At 65.6% G+C, this 10041-nt stretch carries 7 protein-coding genes; 5 read left to right on the forward strand and 2 right to left on the reverse strand.

Features of this window, described 5'->3' with window-relative positions:
- Window positions 1–309: 309 nt before the first annotated feature.
- Window positions 310–1161: a hypothetical protein gene (locus ACE3S9_RS09000; protein WP_374546112.1), complete on the forward strand. Its 852-nt coding sequence runs from the start codon at window positions 310–312 to the stop codon at window positions 1159–1161.
- Between the two features lie 73 nt (window positions 1162–1234).
- On the opposite strand, the gene ACE3S9_RS09005 is transcribed toward ACE3S9_RS09000, so the two are convergent.
- A complete protein-coding gene (locus ACE3S9_RS09005; RefSeq protein WP_374546113.1) occupies window positions 1235–1828 on the reverse strand; it encodes a TIGR00730 family Rossman fold protein in 594 nt (197 codons plus the stop codon).
- 164 nt (window positions 1829–1992) lie between these two features.
- Here ACE3S9_RS09005 and pepN point away from each other — a divergent pair, with 164 nt between their 5' ends.
- Together pepN and ACE3S9_RS09015 are read left to right on the forward strand one after the other, a co-directional pair.
- Entirely contained in the window at window positions 1993–4653 is a 2661-nt protein-coding gene (gene pepN, locus ACE3S9_RS09010) for an aminopeptidase N (protein WP_374546114.1), read from the forward strand.
- Window positions 4654–5010: 357 nt separating this feature from the next.
- The gene (locus tag ACE3S9_RS09015) at window positions 5011–7425 is read left to right on the forward strand and encodes a PAS domain-containing sensor histidine kinase (RefSeq protein WP_374546115.1); all 2415 of its coding nucleotides are present in this window, start codon (window positions 5011–5013) and stop codon (window positions 7423–7425) included.
- Between the two features lie 12 nt (window positions 7426–7437).
- Here ACE3S9_RS09015 and ACE3S9_RS09020 read toward each other — a convergent pair whose 3' ends face one another.
- Window positions 7438–7698: a 4a-hydroxytetrahydrobiopterin dehydratase gene (locus ACE3S9_RS09020; RefSeq protein WP_374546116.1), complete on the reverse strand. Its 261-nt coding sequence runs from the start codon at window positions 7696–7698 to the stop codon at window positions 7438–7440.
- 77 nt (window positions 7699–7775) lie between these two features.
- Between ACE3S9_RS09020 and ACE3S9_RS09025 the strand changes: the two genes are divergently transcribed.
- Complete coding sequence (locus tag ACE3S9_RS09025; protein WP_374546117.1) at window positions 7776–9161, forward strand: M20/M25/M40 family metallo-hydrolase; 1386 nt, start codon at window positions 7776–7778, stop codon at window positions 9159–9161.
- A 71-nt stretch (window positions 9162–9232) separates the two neighbouring features.
- Window positions 9233–10041, forward strand: an 809-nt coding sequence (locus ACE3S9_RS09030) for an LssY C-terminal domain-containing protein (protein WP_374546118.1), incomplete at its 3' end; no start/stop codon positions are given.

The raw sequence follows: 10041 nt of genomic DNA on the forward strand, positions 1-10041 counted from the left end.
ATCACGCCGGAGCGGGCCATGGCCGTGGCCAAGCTGAGCGACGCCGACACCATCGACGACGCCGTGAAATGGCTGCACCACAAGGAGCGCCTGGCCCTGATGCAGGACCGCGCGCTGATCGCCTTGTTGACGCGGCTTCCCGGCCCTGCAGCGCAGGAGAGCTGAAGCAGGAAAGCCGACGCGCGAGACAGGCTGAGGCGAATCGGCCACAGCCGCGGCGAAAATACTGGCGTCATTAATCGCAGGTTAAGCCGAACCGTCGAAAATAGCGGCAGATGAGAGGGGCAAACGCCCCGCGCGGAGCCGCCCATGCCAAATCTGATCCCGCAACCTGCGCCGCAGAGCCGGAACCCGTCCGCTCCGTACGGGGACGGCGGCTGGAACGGCGAATGGGACGCTTCCGCCGACCAGCGCTGGACCGAAGCGCCGGAAATCGAATTCCAGCCGGTTTACCGGCGCCGCGCCAAATGGCGCGCCTATGCCGCTTCCGCCGGCGTGCTGCTGCTGACGCTCGGCGTTGGCCTGGCGGCCGCCGACAAGATCGGCGGTTATTTCGGCCCGCCCCCGGTTGATCCCGTCGCCATCAAGGCGGCCGAGGCGCTCAACGCCGCCCAGGCGCAGCGTCAGGAACTCGCCGCCTTGCGCGTCCATGTCGAGAATTTGAAGAGCAAGCTCGAAACCCAGGCGCAGAAATCCCGCAGCGCCGACGCCACCATCGCCTCGCTGCAGAAGAGCCTGGCCGACGAAAAGGCCGACGCGGCCTCGTCCGCCTCGCAATTGCAGGCCAAGATCGAGAAGATCCAGTCCCAGGCGGCCGAAAAGGCCGCGAAAGAGAAAGAAAACATCGACAAGACGCCGACGGCCTCGATCCCGAAGCCCCTGCCCCGCCCGGCGCAGATTCAGGCCAACGCCCAGGCGATCATCAAACAGACCTCGACGGCGCGCGCCGCGGAAGGCCCCGGTCCCTATCGCGGATTCGTGGTCCGCGATATCGGTCCCGGCCGGGCCCTGGTCGAAGGCGGCGGCCGGATCGAGGAAGTCGAACCCGGCGACATCTTGCCCGGCGGCGCCATGGTCGAACGGATCGAGCGGCGCGGCCAGAGCTGGGTCGTGCTGACCGACCGCGGCTATATCGGCCCGGATATGATGTGGGACGAATGAAGGCTGTCCGCCATAGCGTTTTCGAGCGAAGTGGATGCCGGTTCGCGTAAAGAAAACGCGTTATAACAATGATCTAGAACTCTGGCCGCAGCGCCAGATGCGGCGTTTTTCGCTCCGCCACCGCCTCGCACAGAGCCGGCAGGATGTCCTCCACCCTGTCGCGGACGAGATAGCGCGCCTCCAGATTGGGGCGGATGAAGCCCAGTTCGCGCATATGGCCGAGCAGGGACAGGAGCGGCGCCCAGAAGCCCGCAATATCGGCGATCAACACCGGCTTGTCGTGGCGCTGGAGCTGGACCCAGGTCAATTGCTCGACCAGCTCCTCCAGCGTGCCGATGCCGCCCGGCAGAGCCACGAAGGCGTCGGCCTTTTCGAACATCAGCCTTTTGCGCTCGTGCATGTCGTCGACGACGAGCAATTCCTGCACGCTTTCGAGCATGTTTTCGCGCTTTTGCAGGAAATGCGGGATGATTCCGGTGACATGGCCGCCCGCGCTCAGCACGGAATGCGCCACGGCGCCCATCAGGCCGAGATCGCCGCCGCCATAGACGAGGCCAATGTCGTTTTCGGCGAAAATCCGCCCCAAATCGCGCGCCGCCGCCAGAAATGCCGGGTCGGCGCCCGCCGACGAGCCGCAATAGACGCAAATCCTGCGAATCTTGTGCATCGCGCGCCCCTTCTTCCTCTTCTTTCTCCCCCGCCCCCGGGCGCCGGTCAAGCCGCGCGCGGAAATTCTCTTTTGTCGCATGGTCATTCGGGCGAGGCGGGCCTAAATAGACAACAGGATTACCCGCCGCCGGGCCCGGCGCCCGCAACCTCCGAAGAGGCGTCATGTCCGACAAGCCCGAAGCCGTTCGCGTCCAGCCTATCCGTCTCGCCGATTACCGTCCCGCCGATTATCTGATCGACTCGGTCCATCTCGACATCAGCCTCGATCCCGTCGCGACCCGCGTCATCTCGCGACTGGCGCTGCGCCCCAACCCTCAGGGCGTTCCCGGCGCGCCGCTGAAGCTCGACGGCGGCGACCTGCGGCCCTTCCGCGCCCTGCTCGACAATGAAGCGCTCGATCTCTCGGAAGTCGCCACGCCCGACAGCCTGACCATCGCTCATCCGCCGGCGCGGCCGTTCACGCTGGAGGTCGAGACCCTGCTCGATCCCTCCGCCAATACCCGGCTCGAAGGCCTTTACCGCTCCGGCTCAGCCTATTGTACGCAATGCGAGGCCGAAGGTTTCCGGCGCATCACTTATTATCTCGACCGCCCGGACGTGATGAGCGTGTTCACCGTGCGCATCGAGGCCAACAAGGCCGACGCGCCGGTGCTGCTTTCCAACGGCAATCCGGTCGAAAGCGGCGAACTCGCCCACGGCCGCCATTACGCCGTCTGGCATGACCCCCATCCCAAGCCGAGCTATCTGTTCGCCGTCGTCGGCGGCGATCTCGGCGCGATCGAGGAGGAATTCGTCACCGCCTCGGGCCGCCCGGTGAAGCTCGCCATCCATGTGCAGAAGGGCAAGGAGCACCGCGCCCATTATGCGATGGAGAGCCTGATCCACGCCATGCGCTGGGACGAATTCGTTTATGGCCGCGAATATGATCTCGACGTGTTCAACATCGTCGCCGTGCCGGATTTCAACATGGGCGCGATGGAGAACAAGGGCCTCAACGTCTTCAACGACAAATATATCCTCGCGGTCCAGGAAACCGCGACCGACAACGACTACGCCGGCATCGAGACGGTGGTGGCGCATGAATATTTCCACAACTGGACCGGCAATCGCATCACCTGCCGCGACTGGTTCCAGCTCTGCCTCAAGGAAGGCCTGACCGTCTATCGCGATCAGGAATTTTCCGCCGACCAGCGCTCGCGGGCGGTCGGCCGCATCGCCAATGTGCGGACTTTGCGCTCCAGCCAATTCCCCGAGGACGCCGGCCCGCTGGCGCATAATGTGCGTCCGGACAGCTACAATGAAATCAACAATTTCTACACAGCGACCGTCTATGAGAAAGGCGCCGAGATCATCCGCATGCTGCGCGCCTTGATCGGCCATGACGCCTATCACAACGGCATGGCGCTCTATTTCCAGCGCTTCGACGGCAAGGCCGCGACGGTGGAGGATTTCATCGGCTGTTTCGCGGAAAGCGCCGGCCGCGACCTGTCGCAATTCTTCCTCTGGTACAATCAATCCGGAACGCCGCGGCTCACCGCGCGCGGAACCTATGACGCGGCGGCCAGGACCTATGTGCTCGACCTCGCGCAGGAGACGCCGCCGACCCCCGGCCAGCCTGACAAGAAGCCCTTCGTCATGCCAATCCGGTTCGGCCTGCTCGGCGCGGACGGCAAGGATATCGTACTGAAGACGGCCGATCCCAACGACGCCAGGGAGGCCGAACTCGGCATTATCGAGCTTTCGACCAGGGCCCGCCGCATCACCTTCACCGACGTGCCGGCCAAGCCGGTTCCCTCGCTGCTGCGGCGCTTCTCGAGCCCGGCGATCCTCGACCTCGCCTTGAGCGAGGACGAGCTGCTGCTGGTGCTGGCTCACGACAGCGACCCGTTCAATCGCTGGCAGGCGGCGCAGACGTTCGCCACGCGCCTGCTGATCCGCTCGACGCAATTGATCCGCGCCGGCGAGCTGCCCGATTTCAACGCCGATTTCGCCGAGGCGCTCGGCGCGGCGATCGAGGCCGGCGAAGCCGACCCAGCCTTCGCCGCGCAACTGGCGGCCCTGCCGAGCGAGGCCGACATCGCCCGCGACATCGGCTCGGACGTCGACCCGGACGCGATCTTCATGGCGCGCCGGGCCTTGCGCGCCGAGATCGGCAAATTGCTCGACCAGCGCCTGCTCAATGTCTATGAGCGCCTGACGTCGGACGCGCCCTATTCGCCCGACGCCGCCAGCGCCGGTCGCCGCGCCTTGCGCAACCTCTGCCTCGATCTCTACGCCGCCGGCCATCCGGACGAAGGCTCCGACATCGCCATGCGCCAGTTCCAGGCCGGCGCCAATATGACCGACCAGATGGCCGCGCTGGCGACGCTCTCGGCCCACGCCACGCCGCAGCGCGAGCGCGCGCTGGATTCATTCTTCCGCTCGCATGCCGAGGAGCCGCTGATCATCGACAAGTGGCTCTCGCTGCAAGCCATGATCCCCGAGCCGGAGACGCTGGCGCGGGTCAGGCGGCTGATGCACAACCACGCCTTCAGCCTGACCAACCCCAATCGCGTCCGCGCGCTGATCGGCGCCTTCGCCAATGCCAATCCGGTCGGCTTCAACGCCGCCGACGGCGCCGGCTACCGCTTCGTCGCCGAAACCGCGCTGCAGCTCGACGAGATCAATCCGCAGGTCGCGGCGCGGCTGCTCTCGGCCTTCCGCTCCTGGCGCAATCTCGAAGCCGGCCGCCGGGCGCAGGCGAAAGAGGCGCTGGAAAGCGTCGCGGCGCATGAAAAACTCTCGCCGGACGTGCGCGACATCGTGGCGCGCGCTTTGGCCTGACCTGCCAAAAAAGACCTCGCGCGCGGAGGCGAGTTCGCCTTGTTTCCGCGCCATTTTCGCCCGAATTCGGCGGCGAGGCCCGAAACAAAGGCGACAGGACGGCGCCGCGGCGCCGTCCTTCACAAACCGACCCAATTCATTGTTATCCCCTCTTTTTCATCCGAAAAACGTCGCTTCCCGTCGACCTGAGCCCTGCAACCCGGCGGGTGTTGCAAGGAAGATTCACTCCCCAATTTTGCCGTCATTAACGAAAAATTAGTCTGGACAAAAATCAGGCTTGGGATTCGAATGATCTTGATTCGGGGGCGTCGCTGTTAAGCCCCGAATCGCCTCAATTCACTACAGTGGGAGCGTGTCATGGCGCGTGCGAACGCAGCCGATGCACCGTTATGTCTCGATGCATCGACCCCGCACAACACCCCCCGGAAACAGGCCGGCGCCGCCTCCCCTCACGAAGGCGGCGCCACGGTGACGCAACTCTTTCCCCCTCAGCCAGCCCATCCCGCGCAGGCCGCCGATGACGCCTTGGCGCCGATGGCGCCCCTGTCGCCCAAGGAACGGCTGGAGCCCCTGCTCCACAGCGCCGTTCCGGCGATGATCGTTCTGTTTCTGCTGACCCTGTTCGGCGTCGCCGCCCAGGTCGCGATGCAGAGTTATGAAAAGGTGGTTCCCGACGCGCTGGCCGAACTCGAAATGGTCGGCCGGGTCGCGGCGGAAGACGTCAACGCCGCCGCGCGCCGCGCCGCGCCGGGCGCGCCTGCCGCCATGATCCTCGATTCCGCGCTCGGGCGCTTCTCGACCCGCGGCCGCATCTTCGCCCTGACCGACGCGGACGGCCAGGTTCTGGCCGCGCTGCCCGCCGGCGCGATTCCGCCGGGCCCTCTCACCGGCCATCTCGGTTCGGCGCAGCCGCTCACCGTCTTCGCCGAAAAGGCCGGGCCGATGCGCCTCACCTTGCCGAGCGGCGCCGAGACGCTCGCCACCGTCCGCAATCTCGACGCGCCCTTCGGCCAGCTCGCCGTCATCCAGCCGATCGACAGCGCCTTGTCCGACTGGCGCTCCGCCGCCTGGCGCTCCGCCATCCTGCTCCTCGCCACGGCGGCGGTGATGGCCATCGTCGCCTATGCCTATTTCGCCCAGGCGAGCCGCGCCATCGATGCCGAATCCGACCGCGCCCGCATCCGCAACCGCATCGACGCCGCCCTCAATCGCGGCCGCTGCGGCCTGTGGGACTGGGACCTCGCCACCGGCCGGATCTATTGGTCCGATTCGATGTATGAAATGCTCGACATGGCGCGGACCGGCGAATTCCTCTCCTTCGGCGACGTGCGCAAGCTGATGCATCCGGACGACAGCGACCTCGGCGACACCGCCGAACAGCTCACCTCCGGCCGCGTCGCCGCGATCGACCACGCCTTCCGCCTCCGCGACGCTCATGGCGAATGGATCTGGATCCGGGCGCGCGCCCAGGTCATCCATGAAGGCCGCCAGCGCGCGCCGCATCTGGTCGGCATCGCCGTCGACATATCCGAACAGGTGCGGTTGGCCGAACGCAGCGCCGCCGCCGATCTCCGTCTGCGCGACGCGGTGGAGAGCATTTCCGAGGCCTTCGTGCTGTGGGACGCGGAGAACCGCCTCGTCCTGTGCAATTCCAAATTCCAGCGCGTCCACGGCCTGCCCGTCGAATGCACCGCGCCCGGCGCCCACTACGCCAAAGTCATGGCCCATTCGCGCAGCTTCGCCGAACAGGCCCAGGCCCTGCCCGACGACGGCGCCGGCCGCGTCTACGAGGCCCGCCTCGCCGACGGCCGCTGGCTCCAGATCAACGAGCGCCGCACCAAGGACGGCGGCTATGTTTCGGTCGGCGCCGACATTTCCGCGCTGAAACAGCACGAACAGCAATTGCTCGACAGCGAGCGGCGCCTGATGGCCACGGTCGCCGATCTGCGCAAATCCCGCCAGACGCTGGAATTCCAGGCGCAGCAACTCGCGGAGCTGGCCGAGCGCTATCTGGAGCAGAAAGCCGCCGCCGAGACCGCCAATCGCGCCAAATCCGATTTCCTGGCCAATATGAGCCACGAATTGCGCACGCCGCTGACCCATATCATCGGCTTCGCGGAAGTGATGGAGCAGCAGTTCTTCGGCGACATCAGCAATCCGCGCTATGTGGAATACGCCAACCACATCCGCCAATCGGGCGAATATCTCCACGGCGTCATCAGCGACGTGCTGGAAATGTCGCGGCTCGACGCCGGACAGGTGGCGCTGAAGCCGCGCGAGATCGACCTCGCGCCGACGCTTTCGGAAGCCGTCGACGCCCATCGCCCGGCCGCCGAGGCCAAGAATGTCACCGTCGAATGCGACGCCCCCGCCGACAGCCGCGTCTTCGCCGACCCGGACCTGCTCGTCCGCATCATCGGCATCCTGATGAAAAATGCGCTGAAATTCACGCCAGAGGGCGGGCGCATCGCGGTGCGCGCCACTCGTCAGGGGCCGGCCCATGACATTGTCGTCGAGGACAGCGGCTGCGGCATGAGCGAGGCCGAACTGGCGCTGGTCTGCCGCCCGTTCGAGCAAAGCTCGCCGCTGATGCAGGACGGCATGAAGGGCCCCGGCCTCGGCCTCGCCATCGCGCGCTCGCTGGTCGAGCTTCATGGCGGCGAATTGCGCATCGAATCGCGCCCGGGCGAAGGCGCCAAGGTCTGCGTCCACCTGCCCGGCCCGCGCGAACAGGCCCGCAACCGCCTCGCCGCGATCAGCGCAGCGGAATGATCCTTTTTCCGATTATTTCTTTCCGCGCGAAAAAACCCCGTCCATATGGGCGGCGAGGGCAAGGTCCTTTTCGGTGACCTTCCCCGCATCATGGGTGGTCAATTCGACCCAGACCCGGTTGTAGATGTTTTTCCATTCCGGATGGTGGTCCGTCCGCTCGCAAAAGAGCCCGACCTCGACCATGAAGGCCAGAGCCTCGGCGAAACCGGCGAATTGGAAAGTCTTGGCGATACGGCTGTCGTCGCCGCTCCAGCCTTTCGGAATCTCGACCATAGCCCGGCCTCCGCTGTAAGGCGTGACGCGCCCTCTGCGCGCTGATAATTTATACGCCGATTCAGGCAGGAGCCGTCATGTCCAATCTCGATAAAGCGCTCGCCGCGCTCGACGCCGACCGTCAGGGCGCGCTGGAGCGGCTGTTCGCGCTGCTGCGCTTCCAATCCATCTCGACCGATCCCGCTTTTGCGCCGAATTGCGCCGCCGCCGCCGATTGGCTGGTCGGCCAACTCCGGGAGCTGGGTTTCGAGGCCTCATCGCGGCCGACCGCCGGCCATCCGATGGTGGTCGCCAAGGCCAAGGCGACGCGCCCCGACGCGCCCCACGTGCTGTTCTACGGCCATTACGACGTGCAGCCGGTCGATCCGCTGGATTTGTGGAAGGCCGATCCCTTCGCGCCGGTCCTCGTTGAGGCCGCTCCGGGCCGCGAGCAGATCGTCGCGCGCGGCGCCGCCGACGACAAGGGCCAGTTGATGACTTTCGTGGAAGCCTGCCGCGCCATGAAAGCCAATGGCGGCCTGCCCTGCCATGTCACCCTCTTGTTCGAGGGCGAGGAGGAATCCGGCTCGACCTCGCTGCCCGCCTTTCTCGCCGCCAATGGCAAGGAGCTGAAGGCGGATATCATGCTGGTCTGCGACACCAATATGTGGGATCGCAACACGCCGCTGATCACCTGCATGTTGCGCGGCCTCGTGCTGGAGGAGGTGGTCGTCAAGGCCGCCAGCCGCGATCTTCATTCCGGCATGTTCGGCGGCGCGGCCGTCAATCCGATCCATGTGCTGTCGCGGATCATCGCCGGCCTGCATGACGAGGACGGCCGGATCACTTTGCCCGGCTTCTATGACGACGTTCCCGAATTGCCGCCGGAGATCAAGGCGCAATGGGCGGCGCTCGATTTCGACGAGGCGGCCTTTCTCGGCGAGGTCGGCCTGTCCGTCCCGGCGGGCGAGGCGGATCATTCCGTGCTGGAGCAGATCTGGGCGCGGCCGACCTGCGACGTCAACGGAATCATCGGCGGCTATACCGGCCAGGGCTCGAAAACCGTGCTGCCCGCGCAGGCCAGCGCCAAATTCTCGTTCCGGCTGGTCGGCAAGCAGAATCCGCAGGCCATTGTCGAGGCCTTCCGCGAACATGTGCGCAAAAGCCTGCCCGATGATTGCGAGGCCGAATTCATCAGCCATGGCGCAAGCCCGGCTCTGTCGTTGCCGTTCCGCTCCGAGGCGATCCAGCGCGCCAGCCGCGCTCTGGAAACGGAATGGGGCAAGCCGGCGGTGCTGGCGGCCTCCGGCGGCTCGATCCCGATCGTCGGCCTGTTCAAGCGCGAGTTGAAAATGGATTCGCTGATGGTCGGCTTCGGCCTCGATGACGACCGAATCCATTCGCCCAATGAGAAATATGAATTGTCCTCGTTCCAGAAGGGCGCGCGAAGCTGGGCGCGGATTTTGACGGCGCTGGCGGAGTGAGGGGGCGCCCGCCGCTATTCGCTTGAGGTTTCCATTGCAACGCGGCGCGGGGGCTTAACCGGAGGATCAGGATGAGGTGGGTCAAGCTTCTCTTCCAGCGCCTCCTGATTCTCGCGCTCGGGGTCGTGACCGTCTGGCTGATCGCCTTCGTGGTCTTCGACTTCGCAGACCAGCGCCTTCCCGTGGCGTTCGCCGTCGCCGTCACTTATGGCCTTGCAGCCTATGTGGTCCTGCCGCGCGCCATTCGCATTGGACTGCGGATCCTTCAGCGTGGCCGCGTGCCGAGCTATACGATCACCGGCGATGGTCTGCCGGGCGATCCCGTCAATCTCGTGCTGATCGGCACGATGCGCCAGCTCCGCAGCGCTTTCGCCGACGCCGGCTGGTCGGAAGCCGATGCGCTCGGCCTTGCCAGTTCGGCGCGGATGGTCCGCGCCTTCCTCCTCAACGAACCCTATCCGAAGGCGCCCTTCAGCACGCTCTATTTGTTCGGCCGAGGCCAGGATATCGGCTTCCAGCAGCCGATTGGCGACAGTCCGCGCAAGCGGCATCACATTCGCTTCTGGGCTTTATCCCTTGAACGCGCGGAACAGACTCTGGATACGCCGTCCTTCTGGCTCGACACACGTCGACCATCCGAAGACGAATGCGTGCTCTGGATCGGCGCCGGCACCAAGGACACGGGATTTTCGCTGACCCGCCTGAGCTTCCAGATCACCCACGCGACGGATGCGGACACCAACGAGGAGCGCGACTTCATCATCGAACAGCTTCAGCGTTGTTGCGTCATCGCCAATGTCCGATCTTACCGTCCGAGCGAACGGCTGGCGACCGGACGAGTCAACCGCTACGTGACCGATGGAATCGTTGCAGTGGCTGA

Source organism: Rhodoblastus sp. (assembly GCF_041915505.1).
GTDB lineage: Bacteria > Pseudomonadota > Alphaproteobacteria > Rhizobiales > Beijerinckiaceae > Rhodoblastus.

What these genes read in the sequence shown, in the direction of transcription:
- ACE3S9_RS09000 (WP_374546112.1), top strand. Translation starts at nt 310, where the DNA reads ATGCCAAATCTGATCCCGCAACCTGCGCCGCAGAGCCGGAACCCGTCC.
- ACE3S9_RS09005 (WP_374546113.1), bottom strand. Translation starts at nt 1,828, where the DNA reads ATGCACAAGATTCGCAGGATTTGCGTCTATTGCGGCTCGTCGGCGGGC.
- pepN (WP_374546114.1), top strand. Translation starts at nt 1,993, where the DNA reads ATGTCCGACAAGCCCGAAGCCGTTCGCGTCCAGCCTATCCGTCTCGCC.
- ACE3S9_RS09015 (WP_374546115.1), top strand. Translation starts at nt 5,011, where the DNA reads ATGGCGCGTGCGAACGCAGCCGATGCACCGTTATGTCTCGATGCATCG.
- ACE3S9_RS09020 (WP_374546116.1), bottom strand. Translation starts at nt 7,698, where the DNA reads ATGGTCGAGATTCCGAAAGGCTGGAGCGGCGACGACAGCCGTATCGCC.
- ACE3S9_RS09025 (WP_374546117.1), top strand. Translation starts at nt 7,776, where the DNA reads ATGTCCAATCTCGATAAAGCGCTCGCCGCGCTCGACGCCGACCGTCAG.